Annotated in this window: 15 protein-coding genes and 2 tRNA genes; 13 read left to right on the forward strand and 4 right to left on the reverse strand. The window is 67.5% G+C overall.

Features of this window, described 5'->3' with window-relative positions:
- Positions 1-152 precede the first annotated feature (152 nt).
- The 7 genes from AB4Y74_RS08125 (at position 153) to AB4Y74_RS08155 (ending at position 7,810) form a co-directional block, all read left to right on the forward strand.
- A complete protein-coding gene (locus tag AB4Y74_RS08125) occupies positions 153-1,778 on the forward strand; it encodes an ABC transporter substrate-binding protein (protein WP_441798595.1) in 1,626 nt (541 codons plus the stop codon).
- 96 nt (positions 1,779-1,874) lie between these two features.
- Positions 1,875-2,972: an ABC transporter permease gene (locus AB4Y74_RS08130; RefSeq protein ID WP_441798596.1), complete on the forward strand. Its 1,098-nt coding sequence runs from the start codon at positions 1,875-1,877 to the stop codon at positions 2,970-2,972.
- A gap of 1 nt (position 2,973) precedes the next feature.
- Positions 2,974-4,059, forward strand: coding sequence for an ABC transporter permease (locus AB4Y74_RS08135; protein ID WP_441798597.1), 1,086 nt, complete (start codon positions 2,974-2,976; stop codon positions 4,057-4,059).
- Entirely contained in the window at positions 4,056-5,744 is a 1,689-nt protein-coding gene (locus AB4Y74_RS08140) for an ABC transporter ATP-binding protein (RefSeq protein WP_441798598.1), read from the forward strand. The genes AB4Y74_RS08135 and AB4Y74_RS08140 overlap by 4 nt, the downstream gene beginning before the upstream one ends.
- Positions 5,745-5,754: 10 nt before the next feature.
- Positions 5,755-6,627, forward strand: coding sequence for an ATP-binding cassette domain-containing protein (locus AB4Y74_RS08145; RefSeq protein ID WP_441798599.1), 873 nt, complete (start codon positions 5,755-5,757; stop codon positions 6,625-6,627).
- Between the two features lie 62 nt (positions 6,628-6,689).
- Positions 6,690-7,658 (forward strand): D-isomer specific 2-hydroxyacid dehydrogenase family protein, encoded by a 969-nt coding sequence (locus AB4Y74_RS08150; RefSeq protein ID WP_441800415.1) that lies wholly within the window; start codon positions 6,690-6,692, stop codon positions 7,656-7,658.
- 79 nt (positions 7,659-7,737) lie between these two features.
- Positions 7,738-7,810 (forward strand) — tRNA-Asn (locus AB4Y74_RS08155).
- 79 nt (positions 7,811-7,889) lie between these two features.
- Here AB4Y74_RS08155 and AB4Y74_RS08160 read toward each other — a convergent pair.
- From AB4Y74_RS08160 to AB4Y74_RS08170, 3 genes are all read right to left on the reverse strand, one after another.
- Positions 7,890-8,552: a response regulator gene (locus AB4Y74_RS08160; RefSeq protein ID WP_441798600.1), complete on the reverse strand. Its 663-nt coding sequence runs from the start codon at positions 8,550-8,552 to the stop codon at positions 7,890-7,892.
- A complete protein-coding gene (locus AB4Y74_RS08165) occupies positions 8,549-9,868 on the reverse strand; it encodes a sensor histidine kinase (RefSeq protein ID WP_441798601.1) in 1,320 nt (439 codons plus the stop codon). The genes AB4Y74_RS08160 and AB4Y74_RS08165 overlap by 4 nt, the downstream gene beginning before the upstream one ends.
- 94 nt (positions 9,869-9,962) lie before the next feature.
- Entirely contained in the window at positions 9,963-10,178 is a 216-nt protein-coding gene (locus AB4Y74_RS08170; RefSeq protein ID WP_441798602.1) for a hypothetical protein, read from the reverse strand.
- Positions 10,179-10,486: 308 nt separating this feature from the next.
- On the opposite strand from AB4Y74_RS08170, the gene AB4Y74_RS08175 reads away from it, so the two are divergent.
- A complete protein-coding gene (locus tag AB4Y74_RS08175) occupies positions 10,487-10,798 on the forward strand; it encodes an SHOCT domain-containing protein (protein ID WP_441798603.1) in 312 nt (103 codons plus the stop codon).
- A 143-nt stretch (positions 10,799-10,941) separates the two neighbouring features.
- Positions 10,942-11,820, forward strand: a complete 879-nt coding sequence (locus AB4Y74_RS08180; protein ID WP_441798604.1) for a sensor histidine kinase — start codon at positions 10,942-10,944, stop codon at positions 11,818-11,820.
- 36 nt (positions 11,821-11,856) lie between these two features.
- Here the strand turns inward: AB4Y74_RS08180 and def are convergent, their stop codons facing one another.
- Entirely contained in the window at positions 11,857-12,423 is a 567-nt protein-coding gene (gene def / locus AB4Y74_RS08185; RefSeq protein WP_441798605.1) for a peptide deformylase, read from the reverse strand.
- Positions 12,424-12,463: 40 nt separating this feature from the next.
- Here def and AB4Y74_RS08190 point away from each other — a divergent pair, with 40 nt between their 5' ends.
- From AB4Y74_RS08190 to AB4Y74_RS08205, 4 genes are all read left to right on the forward strand, one after another.
- Positions 12,464-13,429, forward strand: coding sequence for a multidrug DMT transporter permease (locus AB4Y74_RS08190; RefSeq protein ID WP_441798606.1), 966 nt, complete (start codon positions 12,464-12,466; stop codon positions 13,427-13,429).
- A 94-nt stretch (positions 13,430-13,523) separates the two neighbouring features.
- Positions 13,524-14,777 (forward strand): glycosyltransferase, encoded by a 1,254-nt coding sequence (locus AB4Y74_RS08195; protein WP_441798607.1) that lies wholly within the window; start codon positions 13,524-13,526, stop codon positions 14,775-14,777.
- 251 nt (positions 14,778-15,028) lie between these two features.
- Positions 15,029-15,102 (forward strand) — tRNA-Ile (locus AB4Y74_RS08200).
- A gap of 633 nt (positions 15,103-15,735) precedes the next feature.
- Positions 15,736-17,388: an AAA family ATPase gene (locus tag AB4Y74_RS08205; protein WP_441798608.1), complete on the forward strand. Its 1,653-nt coding sequence runs from the start codon at positions 15,736-15,738 to the stop codon at positions 17,386-17,388.
- The last annotated feature ends 140 nt before the right edge of the window (positions 17,389-17,528 follow it).

The following is a 17,528-nucleotide window of genomic DNA, read 5'->3' on the forward strand; positions in this document are numbered from 1 at the left end:
TTTGTTGCGCCTGTGTAAAGATCGCGGCCGGATCCGCATCAGAATGCGTGTTCCATGAGCATTCCGTGCTAGGAAGTTCTCACGCGAATGGCGATCACGCATGTCTGCGGCGACGTTCACGCGCATCCCACACCAGGAAGAGGTACTCGGATATGACATCCGCACACAACGGCGGTCGGCGCATACTCGCCGTCTCCGCCGCTTTCGCGGCCGCGGCGCTGGTGCTCGCCGGCTGCTCGGGTAGCAACAACGGCTCCGGCGGCGGCGGCGCGATCACGGTCGGCACCACCGACAAGATCACGTCCATCGACCCGGCCGGCTCGTACGACAACGGCTCGTTCGCCGTCATGAACCAGGTCTACCCGTTCCTCCTGAACACCCCTTACGGGAGCCCGGACGTCAAGCCGGACATCGCCGAGAGCGCCGACTACACGTCGCCGACCGAGTACACGGTGAAGCTCAAGCCGGGCCTCAAGTTCGCCAACGGCCACGACCTCACCTCGTCTGATGTGAAGTTCACCTTCGACCGCCAGATCAAGATTAACGACCCCAACGGTCCTGCGTCGTTGCTGGCGAACCTCGACAGTGTGTCCGCCCCGGACAAGACCACCGTCGTCTTCAAGCTCAAGGTCCCGAACGACCAGACCTTCCCGCAGGTGCTCTCCAGCCCGGCCGGCCCGATCGTCGACGAGCAGGTCTTCTCGGCAGACAAGGTCACCGCCGACAACACCATCGTGAAGGGTCACGCGTTCGCCGGACAGTACGACATCACGTCGTACGACTTCAACAACCTGATCGCGTACAAGGCGTTCGACGGCTACAAGGGCATCCTCGGCAAGCCGGCCACCGCCAAGGTCAACGTCAAGTACTACGCGGAGTCGTCGAACCTGAAGCTCGACATCCAGAAGAACGCCATCGACGTCGCCTACCGCAGCCTGTCGGCGACCGACATCTCAAGCCTCGAAGGCAACAACAAGGTCAAGGTCGTGAAGGGACCGGGCGGCGAGACCCGCTACATCGTCTTCAACTTCAACACCCAGCCCTTCGGCGCCACCACGCCAGAGGCAGACCCGAAGAAGGCTCTCGCGGTGCGTCAGGCGGCAGCCGACCTCGTCGACCGCGCGGCCATCGCCGACCAGGTCTACAAGGGCACCTACACCCCGCTGTACTCGTTCGTTCCGGACGGTCTGACCGGCGCCACCACGGTGCTGAAGGACCTGTACGGCGACGGCAACGGCGGTCCGAGCCTGGACAAGGCGAAGGCGGCTCTGCAGGCGGCCGGGGTCACCACCCCGGTGGCGCTGAACCTCCAGTACAACCCGGACCACTACGGTCCGTCCTCCGGTGACGAGTACGCGCTCGTGAAGGAGCAGCTGGAGAACGGCGGCCTGTTCAAGGTCAACCTGCAGTCGACCGAGTGGGTCCAGTACTCGAAGGACCGCACCGCGGACGTCTACCCGGCCTACCAGCTGGGCTGGTTCCCGGACTACTCCGACGCCGACAACTACCTGTCGCCGTTCTTCATCAAGGACAACTTCCTGGCGAACCACTACGACAACGCCGAGGTCCAGGACCTCATCGCGAAGCAGGCGGGCACGACCGACAAGGACGCGCGCACCAAGCTGATCGAGGAGATCCAGGCCAAGGTGGGCGCCGACCTGAGCACCCTGCCGCTGCTGCAGGGCTCGCAGATCGCGATCGTGGGCAAGAACGTCTCCGGCGCCGACAAGACGCTCGACGCCTCGTTCAAGTTCCGTTACGCGGCGCTTTCGAAGTAACCTCGGCGACGAGCAACACGCTCTGAGCCGTACCGGGGGGTGGCTCGCTCACGCGGCGAGCCACCCCTTTTCCACGAACCACCACGATTGGCTTCCATGACAGCGACTGTCAGCACCGCGGGCGCGGGGACCGCCCCCGGTCCCGAGCGGACGAAGGCGAAGCGACGGTCGGGAGGCGGCCTGGGCCGCTACCTGATCATCCGCGCCTTCCTCATCATCCCCACAATCTTCATCCTGGTCACCGTCGTCTTCTTCCTGATGCGGTCGACGGGTGACCCGATCACCGCTTCCCTCGGCGGAAAGCTCCCGCCGGCGCAGCTGCACGAGCGCATCGCACAGGCCGGCTTCGACCGCCCGCTCCTCGTGCAGTACTTCGAGTACCTCGGACAGCTGCTGCGCGGCGACTTCGGAACCACGTTCTCCGACCACCAGCCGGTCACCCAGGTGCTCATCCACTACGGCGCGGCGACTCTCGAGCTGGCCTTCTACGCCCTCATCGTCGCCTTCATCGTGGGCATCCCGCTCGGGATGGTCGCGGGCTACTTCCGCGACAAGGGGCAGGATGCGACTCTCCGCATCTTCGCGATCCTCTGCTACGCCACACCGGTCTTCTTCGCCGGAATGGTGCTGAAGCTGGTCTTCTCCATCTGGCTGGGCTGGCTCCCCGTCGCCGGCCGCGCTTCCACGAGCTCGGAGCTCGAACTCCAGACGCTCGAGAACAAGACCGGCATCTACCTGATCGACGCCTTCCAGACCGGTGACCCGGCTGTGATCAGCGACGTGCTCACGCACGCCATCCTCCCGGCCATCACGCTGGGGTTGCTGACCGCCGGCATCTTCCTGCGCCTGGTCCGGACGAACGTGATCGGGACGCTGTCCACCGACTACGTGGATGCGGCGCGCTCGCGCGGCGTCAGCGAGTTCCGCCTGGTGCGCAAGCACGCGTACCGCCCGGCGCTCATCCCGATCATCACGGTGATCGGCCTGCAGATCGCCCTGCTCCTCGGCGGCGCCGTGCTGACCGAGACGACCTTCGAGTGGAAGGGCCTCGGCTTCCAGCTGGTGCACTACGTCCAGGCCCGCGACTTCGTCGCCGTGCAGGGCATGGTGGTTCTCCTCGCGGTCATCGTCACGCTGACGAACTTCGTGGTGGACGTCATCGCCGCGCTCATCGACCCGAGGGTGAGGTACTGACATGACCCGGACGGAAACCACTCAGACGGTCCCTGCACAGAAGAAGCGCAGGCTCCGCGACCGGCTCCCGGTCGTCCACCAGCTGCGACAGAGCGTCGGTCTCCAGCGCGGGATGCTGGTCACCGGACTCATCCTGACCGTGCTGTTCATCCTGGTGGCCATCTTTGCGCCACTCATCGCCCCGTACGGGTTCGCCCAGCTCCGCGATGCGCAGGGGTCGTTCGGCGCGCAGCAGCCGCCGAGTCCCGAGCACATCTGGGGCACCACCTCCGGCGGCTACGACGTGTTCTCGCGCGTCATCTGGGGAACCCAGACCGCCATCCTGGTGATCATCGTCGCGGTCGTCTTCTCGATCTTCATCGGCGTTCTGCTGGGACTGGTCTCCGGCTACTTCGGCGGCTGGCTCGACCGCGTCCTCGTGGTCGTCTGCGACGCGATCTATGCGTTCCCGTCGCTGCTGCTGGCCATCGTGATCGCGATCGCGATCAGCGGCGGTCAGTCCAGCCTCTGGGGCGGCATCCTCGCGGCGGCGATCTCGATTACCGTCGTCTACATCCCGCAGTACTTCCGGGTCATCCGGTCCGAGGTCGTGCGGATCAAGAACGAGGCGTACGTCGAGGCGGCGAAGGTCATCGGCGCCAAGAGCAGCCGGATCCTGTTCCGTCACGTCTACCGCAATTCCACCCGCACACTGCCGCTGATCTTCACGCTGAACTCGTCGGAGGCCATCCTGACGCTCGCGGCGCTGGGCTTCCTCGGCTTCGGCATCGAGCCGACGGCCGCAGCCGAGTGGGGCTACGACCTGAACAAGGCCCTGGATGACGTCACGAGCGGCATCTGGTGGACCTCGATCTACCCGGGCCTCGCCATCGTGCTGGTGGTGCTCGGCATCACCCTGGTCGGCGAGAGCCTCAACGACCTGGCCGACCCGCGTCTGCGCGGGCGCCGGCGCGCCGCGGTCGCGTCCGGTGAAGTCGCCGAGACCTCAGTCGTCCCCGGTGGTCCGCTGACTGCGGGTCCGGGCGGACTGGACGGACTGGAGAGCGGCGAGACGTTCGACGAGCACGGAATCGAGGTCAGGCCATGAGCGATGTCGTACAGATCAAGAACCTGTCGGTGTCTTTCGCAACCGACGCCGGCGCCGTGAAGGCGGTCGACGACGTCTCGCTGCAGGTGTCGCCGGGGGAGGTCCTGGCGATCGTCGGCGAGTCCGGCTCGGGAAAGACGGTGACCGCGAAGACCATCCTCGGGCTGCTGCCGGAGACTGCGACCGCGGCCGGTGCCGTGATCCTCCGCAGCCGGGACGGCGCGAGCGAGGCGGACATCGTCCGTCTCAGCAAGCGTCAGCTGCGGGCGGTGCGCGGGACGGACGTGGCGATGGTGTTCCAGGAGCCGTCCACGGCGCTGAACCCCGTCTACACGGTCGGCTGGCAGATCGCGGAGGGCCTGCGCGCCCACTCGAAGATGTCGAAGAAGGAGGCGCGGGCGAAGGCGATCGAGATCCTCGACCGTGTCGGCATCCCGGAACCGGAGCTGCGGGTGAAGTACTACCCGCATCAGTTCTCGGGCGGCCAGAAGCAGCGCATCGTCATCGCGATGGCGCTGGTGCTGAACCCGGGCCTGATCGTCGCCGACGAGCCCACGACGGCGCTGGATGTGACGGTGCAGGCCGAGATCCTCGACCTGCTGCGCCGCTGCCGCGACGAGTTCGGCGCGGCCATCGTGCTCATCACCCACAACATGGGCGTGGTGGCCGATCTGGCCGACAGGGTCGCAGTCATGTACCAGGGCAAGCTGGTGGAGCAGGCGGATGTGAAGACGCTGTTCGCGTCGCCGCAGGCCGAGTACACGCAGCAGCTCCTGGCCGCGGTGCCGAAGATCGGTCAGGGACTCGTCGCCACCCAGGACCGCGCCATCGCGCGTGCCGAGCGGCCCGAGCAGGCGCCCGTCGTCCAGGCGCGCGACCTGCGCATCCAGTACCCGGGCCGGTTGGGCCGCCCTGGGTTCATGGCGGTCGACGGTGTCTCGTTCGAGATCCGTCCGGGCGAGGTGCTCGGCCTGGTGGGCGAGTCCGGTTCCGGCAAGACGACCATCGGGCGGGCCATCGCGGGACTCAACCGGGTCACCGGCGGTTCGCTGGAGGTGCTCGGCCAGGAGATGAACGGCGTGCGGGAGCGTCAGTTCCGCAAGGTGCGCGGGGACATCGGGTTCGTGTTCCAGGATCCGGCGTCGAGCTTCAACCCGCTGCTCAGCATTGCCGACTGCGTCGCGGAGCCGCTGGTGGTGCATGGACGCGCATCGTCGGCCGCCGACGCGCGACACCGCGTCGACGAGCTCCTGGAAGCGGTGCAGTTACCCCGCGCCTACGGTGACCGGTTCCCGCACGAGCTCTCCGGCGGCCAGCGCCAGCGCGCCAGCCTCGCGCGGGCCCTCGCGCTCGAGCCGCGCCTCCTGATCGCCGACGAGCCGACCTCGGCCCTCGACGTCTCGGTGCAGGCGCGCGTGCTGGAGCTCTTCGCGGACTTGCAGAAGGAGTTCGGCTTCGCGTCGCTGTTCATCAGCCACGACCTCGCCGTCGTCGACCTGCTCGCCGACCGGATCGCGGTGCTGCACCGCGGCCGCCTGGTGGAGGAGGGCACCGGCGCCGAGGTGCTGGGCAACCCCCAGGAGGCCTACACGCAGCGACTGCTCGCCTCCCTTCCGGTGCCGGATCCGATCGAACAGGCCGACCGGCGGAAGGAACTGCACCGCTTGCAGACGGAGACCGCATAGGGTCGAAGGTGTGAGTTCCGAGCCCGCCATCGTCGTCAGCGACCTGTCCGTCGAATATCCCGCGCGGGGCCCCAGCGCGTCGTGCGTGGCCCTGCGCGGGGTGAGTTTCCGCCTCGAACACGGGCAGGTGCTCGGGGTCCTCGGCGAAACCGGCTCGGGCAAGAGCACCCTCGCGCAGGTGCTGGCGGGGCACGTCCTCGCGCCGCGTGCCTCCGATCCGGGTCCGCGGATCAGCGGCGGCGAGGCGTCGGTTCTGGGTCACCGCCTCCGGAAGGCGCGCAAGCGCGACCTGGCGGAGGTGACGTTCCACGTCGGCTACCTGCCGCAGGAGGCGGCCGCGACCCTGGAGCCGTCGCTCTCGGTGCAGGACAACGTGACCCTGCCGATCTTCGAGCGCGATGAGCACTACCCGCGGCGGGCGGCGGGGGAGCGGGCGGCGACCATGCTGGACACGGTCCACCTCCCGCTCAGCGTGCTGAACAAGTACCCGTACGAGTTGAGCTCCGGCCAGCGGCAGCGCGTCGCGCTCGCCCGGGCGCTGGTGCTCGGCCCCAGCATCCTGATCGCCGACGAACCGACGGCCGGGATCGATGCGACCGTGCGGGATGCGGTGATCGACCTGCTCGCGCAGCTGCGCTCGCACCCCGACTTCTCCGCCGTCGTGGTGAGTCACGACCTCGCCGTGCTGCGGCGCGCGACCGACACCTCTCTCGTGCTGCAGGGCGGCCGGCCGGTCGGCTTCGGCCCGATCGAGGAGGTGCTTGCCGACCCGACGCACCCCTACGTCGCCGGCTTGGCCCGTGCGCTGAAGCCGCCGCAGCCGCGGACCGAACGGCGCCCGCAGCGGGCGGCCACCCGACGGGCGACCAAGGACAACGGATGAGCGGAGACACAGTGGGTTCGGAGCAGAGGACAGAGAGCTCGGCGCCAAGGCACCGCGCTGTGATGGCGGACGAGGTCACGGCGGTTCCCGCTGACCGGCGCCCAGAGGCTGGGCCGATCGCGGTCCTCCCGCAAGCGGAGCAGCAGTTCGTCGACGCTGTCGAAGCGGCGGGCGGCACGGTCGAGCCGCTGTCCGACCGGACGCGCGGCGTGGTGTGGTTGTCGAACAAGGATGCCGCGTCGTTCCCGGCCGTGCTGGAGGCGCATCCTGCCATCGGCTGGGTGCAGCTGCCATTCGCCGGGGTCGACGCGTTCGCGGACATCCTGGCGTCGGAGAGCCGACCAGGCCTCGTCTGGACCAGCGCGAAGGGGGCATACGCCCAGCCGGTCGCCGAGCACGCGCTGGTGCTGAGCCTGGCCCTGCTCCGGGTGCTGCCGACGCGGCTGCGCGCCCGATCGTGGGCGACCGAGCCCGAGGGTCGCTCGCTGTACGGCCTCGACGTCGTCATCGTCGGCGCCGGCGGCATCGCACTGGAGCTGATGCGCTTGCTCGAGCCGTTCGGTGCGCGGGTCACGATCGTCCGCCGGTCCGACGCACCGGTGCCCGGCGCATCCCGGACCGTCAGCTCGGCCGAGCTCCGGGAGGTGCTGCCGTCTGCCGACCTGGTCGTCGTGGCGGCCGCCCTGACCGGCGGAACCCGCAAGCTCTTCGGCGCCCCGGAGTTCGCCGCGATGAAGCAGACGGCCTACCTGGTCAACATCGCGCGCGGCGGCCTCGTCGACACGGATGCGCTCCTCGCGGCCCTGCGGAGCGGCGAGATCGCGGGTGCGGGACTCGACGTCACCGATCCGGAGCCGCTGCCGGACGGCCACCCGCTCTGGGAGGAACCCGCCGTCATCATCACTCCGCATCAGGCCGATACGCCCGAAATGACGGCGCCACTGCTCGCCGAGCGCATCCGACTCAACGTGCAGGCGTTCCTCGACGACGGGCGATTCGTGGGGGTCGTCGACACCGAGGCGGGGTACTGACACTCGACGCGCGCGGGATCGTGGCCCGATTTCCGGAGCGGCCGCGAACCTTGCTAGAGTGGCTTCGCTGATCAAGCATTCCTCGATAGCTCAATTGGCAGAGCAGCCGGCTGTTAACCGGCAGGTTCTTGGTTCGAGTCCAAGTCGGGGAGCACATCCGGAACCCCCGGCCTTCTACGGAAGGCCGGGGGTTTCCGTGTTTGCAGGCGCGCGTGTCGGCCTGTGTCCCGCCTACTGCCAGCCGGGCTGGACGAGGCCCGTCTCGTAGGCGAGGACCACGAGGTGCACGCGATCGCGCGCATCCAACTTGCTCATGATGCGCGAGACGTGCGTCTTGGCGGTCAGCGGGCTCAGGTAGAGCCGTTCGCCGATCTCGGTGTTCGTCAGTCCGTGAGCCACCAGAGCGAGCACCTCGCGCTCGCGCTCGGTGAGCTGCTCCAGGCGGGCGGTGTCCGGCGCGGGGCGCAGGCCGCCCGACACGCGCTCGATGAGGCGGCGGGTGACGCCGGGGGAGAGCAGGGCGTCTCCGGCGGCCACGACGCGGACCGCGCGGATCAGCTCGACGGGTTCGGTGTCCTTCACCAGGAACCCGCTCGCCCCGGCGAGGATCGCCTGGGCGACGTACTCGTCGAGCTCGAACGTGGTCACGATCACGATGCGCGTCCCGGCCAGGGCGGGATCGGCCACGATCTCGCCGGTGGCCCACAGGCCGTCGCCGTCCGGCATCCGGATGTCCATGAGCACGACATCGGGATGGGTGCGGCCGGCGATGTCCACCGCCTCACGCCCGGTGCTCGCCTCGCCGACGATCTCGACGTCGTCCTCCGCTTCGAGCAGCGCACGGAAACCCGCCCGGACCAGGTGCTGATCGTCGGCGAGCAGGACCCGGATCATGGTTCCTCCGCGGTCGCGGGAGCAGGGGGCACAGTCGAAGGGATGCGCGCCTCCACGAACAGACCGCCGCCGTCGGGCGTCTGCGCCTCGAAACGGCCGCCGAGCAGTTCGGCGCGCTCGCGCATCCCGAGCATGCCCCTGCCGGTCGTTCGGGATTCCGCGTCGGCCGGCAGTCCGCGGCCGTCGTCCTGGACGGTGAGCACGTACCAGCCGTCGCCTTCGGAGAGGCGGATCGTCACGCTGGTCGCCTGGGCGTGGCGTCCGACGTTCGTGAGCGACTCCTGGACGATGCGGTAGAGCGCCAGCTGCGCCGCGGCGGACGGTGTCGACATCAGGTCGTTCTCGTACGTGATACCGAGTCCTGCCTTGCGGTAGGTCTCCACGAGGACGGGGATGCGCGCGAGGTCCGGCTCGGGGGAGCGGGCGGCGTACCCGTCGGGGCCCCGCAGGAACCCGAGCACGCCGCGGACCTCCTCCAACGCCTGGCCGCTCGTCATCTTGATCGCCTCCAGGCTTTCGCGGGCCTTCTCCGGCCGGGAGTCGAACAAGTGGAGTCCGACCCCTGCCTGAACACTGATCTGCGACAGCGAGTGCGCGAGCACGTCGTGCAGTTCGCGTGCGATGCGCAACCGCTCGGCTTCGGCGGCCGCCTCACGTCGGGCGGCGATCGTGCGTGCGACTTCCCGGTAGCGCTCACCCCGGTTGCGCAACGCCTCCCCGACACCGACGAGCAGGCACAACACGAGCGCGATGATGAGCGGCCGGATCATGGCCGCAGGCTGGGAGCGGATGAGATAGGCGGCGACGGGCCCGACCACCGCGAATCCGGCGAGCGTCCACCAGACCCAGACCCGGGCTCCGCGGACCACAGCGCTCACCACGGCGATCGCGAGGGGAACGGCGGAGAAGGGCGGCCCCGTCGTCACCGCGATCGCCGGCGCGCACAAAGCGGCCACCACCGCGACGGTGATGCCGGGATGACTCCGCGCGGCGAGCAGAACAAATGATGCCGCGAATGCAAGAAGGGTGAACCCGAGAGCGACCGGGTCGTATGTCGCATCCCGGGCGGCGATGACCAGGCCCGGCAACTGCAAGAGGGCTGCGACGATCACGGCGAACCAGCGCGCGCCGTGCGGGCGGCCGCGCCCGGACCACGACGGGCCCGACCACGACGGGCCGGACCACGGTGGGCGGGGCCACGATCCCGTCTCGGGGGTGGGGCCCGCGCTTATTCCTTCAGCGCCGGCGCCACGCGTGCTGTCGGTTCGCCCCGGGCGCGCGCCCGAGCCGTTGTCGGCGGGCGTGTTCCAGGGCATCTCCTCATGCTAATCAGGGCACACGGCCGGGACGTCCGCCGAGGGGCGTCTCGGGGCTACTCCCCGGGGAGTACCCGGCGGCCACCCGGGCGACTCACGGGTTGTGCTCGGCGTCGAAACCACCGTCGTCACGCGGAGCCTGGTCGAAGAGGTGACCGAAGGTGGGGCCGCCGAACGCCGTGAGGCCGGCCTCGCGCTCCAGCGACGCTCGGTCCTCCGCCTGGTCGTTCTCGTACTGGCTCAGCGGGTCGTCCGGATCGCCGTCGTCGTTGTCGTTGCGGGCGTCGTGGCGTCCGTCATCCTGCTCCATGCGGGAATCGTACGTCCGGCGGGCGGTGTACCGACAGGGGGCGCTTGGCGTCGACGAAGAACGAAGGAGAATCGGGCTGAAATCCCCTTCGATTGGCAGTCCGGCAGGAGATTCAGGCGACCAGACGTTGATTCTCCCGCGATGGGTGACTGCGGTCGGGCCGACTCGGGAGTCAGTGGCGCGACGGCGTGTGCTCCCGCCGGAGTAGGCGGGAACGCTCCCGGTGGCGGATTCGCGGGAGCGGCGGGCGGACGAGGCTGGCAGCACCGTCCGCGACTGGCGCGGACCGCTCACCGATTGGACACATCATGCTCAGCTCACTGGCCACCGCCGTCACGACGGCGCCCTGCTACGTCGGGTACGGGCCGCCGTTCGTCGGCTGGTGGTGGATCTTCATCCCGATCTTCTGGATCCTCGTCTTCGTGCTGATCTTCGGCTTCGCCGGACGACGGTGGCGTCGCGCCGCCATGGCTCGCGGGGGCTACAACGGCTGGGGCCCGAACGCCGGCACACGCTCGGCGGAGCAGACGCTGGCGCAGCGGTACGCCAACGGCGACATCGACGAGCAGGAGTACCGAGCACGCCTGGAGGTGCTGCGGGCCAACCGCGACACGGCCTGAGTCAGCCGCCGTGGCGCCCATCCCGTCACAGTTGTGCACAGCGGCCGCCGCTCTCCACAGCGGCGGCCGCGCCGCGATTCGGCCCCGCGCCGCCCGGTAGTATCGACCGGGCCGCGCGGCGCGTGCGGCAGGAAGGACGGAAGATGGACGTCATCGCCCCAGTGGCCGCCGTGGTGGCCCTGGTCGCCGCGCTGGTCTTCCTCGGCCTGTGGCTCGCGGAGCGCACCCGCCGCATCCGCCTGCGCGACACCCGCCAGGAGTCGGAGTGGGACCGCATCGACCGCGAACTCGACCTGGCCGAGCAGGCCGGGCGGTTCCGAATCATCGGCGACCTGGGCGACGTCGCGATCCAGTCCGTCTCGCGGCTCGTGTCGCACGCGGAGGGGGTCCGCTTCGCGGCCGACGCCGATCCGGCCGCCGCCGTCCGCTCCGTCGGCGTACTCGAGACGACCGCACGCGATGCCCTCGGCGATCTGCGCCGTCTCCAGGCTGTCGCGCGCGAGGCGCAGGACGCGTCCCTCCCGCAGCCGAGCCTCCATTCCGCCCGCGATCTGTTCCGCGTGCTCCGGGATGCGGGGCTCGCCGTCACGTTCACCGAGAACGGCGACCGCTTCGAACTCCGGCAGGGCGCAGAACTCGCGGTCTTCCGCATCCTGCAGACGAGCCTGGAGAACGCACTCAAGCACGGCGGACCGGGCACAAACGCGTCCGTCGCTTTCTCATGGACGGCCGACGGTCTCCAGGTCAGTGTGGAAGACGACGGTATCCGCGCGGCGGCGCGCCGCCTCGGCCTCGACCGCGACGGCGTGGATCAGGCGACCGCCTACACGATCGCCGACGACGTCCGTGCGCTCACCGAGCATTACGAGGGCGCAGGCATCATCGAGATGCGCGAGCGCGCGGTCCTGTTCGGCGGCACGGTGAACGCGCAGACCGTCCCCGGCGTCGGGTTCACCCTGTCAGCCGTATTCCCGGCCCTGCGGCACCACAACGGCGTGCACGGCGTCGACCTGCGCCGGTGACCGCCAGCGAGCCGCGTGGGCGGCCCTGCTGCGGCTTCAGTCCTCCAGGTGGTCGCGCCCGGGCAGCCAGCTGAGCCCCGGGACACCCCAGCTGTTCTTGCGCTGCACCTTCTGCGCGGCCTTCCCGAAGGGATGCGTCAGCCGGTCCACGTAGATCACGCCGTCGAGGTGGTCGTACTCGTGCTGGAAGATGCGCGCCAGCCAGCCGTCGGCGTGTACCTCGTACTTCTCGCCGTCGAGGTCGGTGGCCTCCAGGATGACGCGTTCGGCGCGGCGAAGCGGGAATCGCTCGCCGGGGAACGACAGGCATCCCTCGGACTCGTTGTCCTCGTCGAGTTCGTCCACCGTCAGCGGGCTCTGCCACAGCGTCGGGTTGATCGCGACGCCGCGGTGCTGCACCTCGTCGTCATCCGTCCAGCCGTACACGAAGAGACGCAGCGGCACGCCGACCTGCGGCCCGGCGAGTCCAACTCCCGGTGCCTCGTCCATCGTCTCGAACATGTCTGCCACGAGCGTCCGCAGTTCGTCATCGATCTCTTCGATGGGGCGTGCGGGGGAGTGCAGCACGGGGTCACCGGAGATCCGGATGGGGAGGACGGCCATTCAGCAAGACTATCCGGATCATTCCCGGTAGGGTCGTGGGGTGGGTACGGAACTGATGGACGCTTTCGACCTCTCGTATCAGCCCAGCCAGCTCCTGGGCATCCCGGTCGCGCTCGTCGGTGCGTGCTTCCTGTCTGTCGGCGCGCAGCTGCAGCATCACGGCGTCACCAAGGTGGAGGCCACGGCAGGCCACGCCGAGAGCGGACTGAGCTTCCGCCAGCTGGGTCTGCTGCTCGCCCGCCCGTCCTGGGTAATCGGGACGCTGCTCCTCGGCCTCGCCATCGTCTTCCAGCTGGTCAGCCTGAAGCTGTCGCCGATCATTCTGGTGCAGCCGCTCGGCGTGGTCGGGCTCGTGATCACGAGCATCCTGAACGCGCGCGTCAGCGGGGTGAAGCTGAATCACCAGTCGGTGATCGCTGTGACGCTGTGCGTCAGCGGTGTCGGGGCCTTCGTGCTGCTGGCCGCGGTGTTCGCACGCGACCTTCCGGTGACGACGCGGGCCCTTGTCGTCATCCTGATCATCCTGGCGGTGGTGCTGATCGCCTTCGGAGTGCTGTTCGCGTTCCTGCGACACAGGTTCAAGGCGATCATGTACATCGTCGGTGCCGGCGTCCTCTACGGGTTCGTAGCAACGCTCGCCAAGGTCGCGATCGAGCGCATCTCGCTCCAGGAGTGGGACTGGCTCCTGGTCGCCTGCATCGTGGCACTCCTGCTCGCTGCCGTGCTGGGCGCCTACTTCGTGCAGAACGCCTACTCGTCAGGCCCGCCGGATCTCGTCATCGCTGGACTCACGGTCATCGACCCGCTGGTCGCCGTGACCATCGGCATCGTGGTGCTCGACGAGGCGGCCGGTGCGCCCTGGTGGGCGATGGTCGGCTTCGCGCTGACCGGTTTGGTGGCCATATTCGGTGTGTTCCAGCTCGCGAAGTACCACCCGCAGTCGTCCACGGACGCGCCGGTGGCCGACCGCATTGCGGACGTCGCCGGGGAAAGCCGCCTAGACTAGGCCGTTGAATCGACCGGGCGCATCCACAGCCCGGACCGCGAACGCCGTCGCCGGATCCACCAGCCGACGACCACGACCGTAGGGAACGAACCACGTGCCTGATACGAGCGGACCGCATCCCACCCCGCCCGCCCCGGCAGCCCAGAAGCCGCTGACCATCGTCATGGGATGCGACACGTTCGCGCCCGATGTCAATGGTGCCGCCCGCTTCGCCGAGCGTCTCGCCGCCGGCCTTTCGGAGCGCGGCCATGACGTCCACATCGTCGCCCCCGCCGCGAGCCGCAAGCACGGCACCTGGGTGGAGGAGCACGAGGGCAGCAAGATGACGGCCCACCGCCTCCGCAGTTGGCGCTGGTACCCGCACGACTGGCTGCGTTTCGCCCTCCCCTGGACGAGCAAGGCGAACGCACGACGGATTCTGGATTCTGTCCAACCGGACGTCGTGCACTTCCAGTCCCACATCGTGATCGGCCGGGGTCTCGCGGCCGAGGCGCAGAAGCGCGGCATCCGCATCGTCGCCACGAACCACGTGATGCCCGAGAACATCGTCGAGTTCACGCTGCTTCCGAAGTTCCTCCGGAAGACCTTCGTGCGGTTGGCGTGGGCCGACGCGCGCAAGAGCTTCGACCGTGCGGAGTCGATCACCACGCCCACCCGGAAGGCAGCCGAATTCCTGGTGTCCGCGATCGGCGACCGCGGCATCCACGCGGTCTCCTGCGGCATCGATGCGCACAACTACACGCCGGACTTCTCTCCGCGCACAGGCAACACCATCCTCTTCGTCGGCCGGATCACGGGCGAGAAGCACATCGACGTGCTCCTCAACGCCGTCAAACTGCTGCCCGAGAGCCTGGACGCGCGCCTCCAGATCGTCGGCGGCGGCGACCAGTTCAAGAACCTCCAGGCCATGGCGGAGAACCTGGGCATCGCCGACCGGGTGCAGTTCCTCGGCTACGTGAGCGACGAGGAACTCCGCCAGGCGTACACGCGGGCGACGGTCTTCGCCATGCCGTCGATCGCCGAGCTGCAGTCGATCGCGACCATGGAAGCGATGTCCTCCGGCCTGCCGGTCGTAGCCGCTGACGCGATGGCTCTCCCGCACCTGGTGCACGACGGCGAGAACGGCCACCTGTTCCGCCCCGGCGACGCGCAGGACCTCGCGGACAAACTGGAGAGCGTCCTCACGCTGCCCCAGGACGAACTCGACACGCTCAAGCGCGGATCGCTCCGCATCGTCGCCGCGCACGACATCCAGACCACGATCAGCACCTTCGAAAGCCTGTATCGTGGTGAGCCGGTGGCCGACCCGGTGACGGACGCGGCCCCCAGCGTGCCCGCTCCGGAGTGACCGGATAAGCGCACGATCGGGGCGGTAGCTCAGCTGGTCAGAGCAGGGAACTCATAATCCCACAACCGTCGCCTGAGAATGCAGCATTTGCAGGGGTGGGCGGGTCAAGTGGTATCTACGGTGGTACCTTCGCGTTTGGCTAGTAACCCAGGGATTTTCCGTTCCACTCTTGAGACGCGTCGTCGCTCGATAATCCGCAGATCCGGTATGTTCGAAGTGGTCTAAAGCCGTGTCGGCGCTCGTGTCGACTCGGGGCGGTAGCTCAGCTGGTTAGAGCCCCCGACTCATAATCGGGTAGTCACGGGTTCAAGTCCCGTCCGCCCTACTCAAGTCACTGCAAAGGTCCGTCCGAGGCGCTGCGTGGCGACACTCCTTTCGATGCGGCACGAAAACGCGTGCTTTCAGTAGTGTTCCTACTACGCATTCGAAAGGAGCCCGTCTTGCTGCCACACGAATCGCGACTGCAACGGCTCTCTGAAATGCTCGCGCGGGACATCGGGCTGCTAAAGGAGGGCGTATCAATCGAATCTGCGCTCGGTCGCAGCATCGATGACGCTATGGATCAGGCGATCGCAGATCGGCTGTCCCTTGCCGACGACTTCCTAACCATGGCGGATCGTCTGCGACGTTCCCGTTCGGATTTAGCGCGTGCAGCTGTGGCTCGCTACTACTACGCCATGTACCACGCCTTCCGCGCGGTCGCCTATCAGGCGGGACGGGGGGACGACCATCAGGAACACTCAAAGCTTCCCGGTTTCATACCTCGCGACTTTCCAGATCAAGCCAATGCATCCAATGCACTGAAAGACGCCCGCCTAGTCCGGAACGAGGCAGACTACGACCCGTATCCGAGTTCGTCGTCGTATTTCAGGGCGTACGCCAAGTTAGTAGCGCCCACCGCGGCTGACTATGTATCAAAGGCGCGCTCGTACGTTCGATCGAAGGGAAACCCACACGCATGACGACTAGCACGGATCCAGCGAGCGCCGTCCGTGATGCGTTCTTCAAGGCCGGGGTGGAGACCATACAAGTCGACGTAAAGCCGTATCCGGATGAGGTCAATCTTGTCGCTTACGTGAACGACCTGGACTTCGCTCGCGCTCTCGAGGCCTCTTCGGACATCGAGCGTGGGATCCAGGTCGACGGCGGCCCCGTGCGCTTCCTAATTGTGCGAAAAGCGGACGCCGGAAACACAAGGTCCACCTCAGCGCCGGCGAAAGTATCGGGAGTTCAGGATCAGAAAGTTGCTGATCTCGTCCGGTTGCTGAGCGCGAAGTCCAGGGTTTCCAGCGCTGAGCCCAGCTTGGTGTACGTGCCCGACGCACGTGCGAGTCTCTCAACTATCGCAGCGGGCAGGCATCACTTGGTTTTCGGCCGTCGGGGAGCAGGCAAGTCGGCCCTGCTCATGGAGGCGCGGCGCGGGGTAGAGAGCGAAGGGGCATTGGTGTCGTGGACGAATATCCAAACTCTGCGTCGCGAGAGCCCTCAACGAGTCTTCCTGTACGTCTTGAACGACGTCTTGACCGCGCTGATTAGTGGGCGAAAGAGTGTGTCGCCGACGTCGCGCCTCTCCCTCGCGCTCTCGGAGATCCTGGAGAAGGTTGAGGACTTGCTGGGGCTAGCCGAAACCGAACTTCGGGATGCCGAGAGGCTCGTGCCACGCGTGCAGCGCGCCATCGTTCAGTATCTCGAGGTCGAGGACGTCCGGCTGTTCGTATTCGTTGATGATTTCTACTACGTATCCCGCGATTCACAGCCGCTAATCCTGGACATGCTGCACGGCAGCATTCGCGATTCCAAGGTTTGGCTCAAAATCGCCTCGATCCGCCACCTCACCAACTGGTGGCAGGCCTCCCCGCCAACGGGCTTGCAAAGTGGACAAGACGCCGATCTCATCGACCTTGACGTCACCCTGCAAAATCCGCAGCGAGCCAGCGCCTTCCTGGAGGGCATATTGAGTGCTTACGCTCGCCAGGTCGGGATACCGGCTCTCTCACGAGTCTTCAGCCGGCCGGCGCTGGATCGCCTCGTGCTGGCCTCTGGCGCTGTCCCTCGGGATTACATGGTCTTGGCCGTGAGCGCGATTGGAAGGGCGGTCCGTCGGCCGAACGCCAAGTTCGCCGGCGTCCAGGACGTCAACCAGGCGGCAGGTGACGCGGCGAGCGCAAAAATCCAAGAGCTCGAAGAGGACATGGCGGCCAACAGTGGGGTGGCGCAACGGACTCTTGAGACTCTAGATCTCGTCCGGCGGTTCTGCCTGGATGAGCAAGCCTTCACCTACTTCCTTGTGGGCTACCGCGACAAGGAAAAGAACGTCGGCCCATACAGTCTGCTGACGGACCTAATGGACGTGCGCCTCATTCACCTCGTGGATGCGGGAGTTTCAGATCCAAATCAAGCGGGCGCGCGCTTTGAGGCCTACATGCTGGACCTCAGCCAATTCTCGGGTTCCCGACTCAAGCAGCGGATCAGCGTCCTAGATTTCGAAGACGGACTGTTCGTCGCAAAGCAGACTCGCGGCGATGTGGAGCCCGTGCGGGGAACGACGTCGAGGGAGCTCATCGGGATCCTGCGTAAGGCACCAGTTCTTGAACTGGGCACGCTCGTCTGACTTCGCCGCGCCCACCGCAACCTCGCCCCTCACGATCGGGTCTCGCCGAGTCGTACCTATAACGCTCTAGTGGTACCCAACATGCGTGGCAGAAGCCGACAGCTTTCTTCCTTTCGAGCAGTCCCGAGTCCGCAGGAGGG

This window comes from Leifsonia sp. RAF41, assembly GCF_052114085.1.
GTDB lineage: Bacteria > Actinomycetota > Actinomycetes > Actinomycetales > Microbacteriaceae > Leifsonia.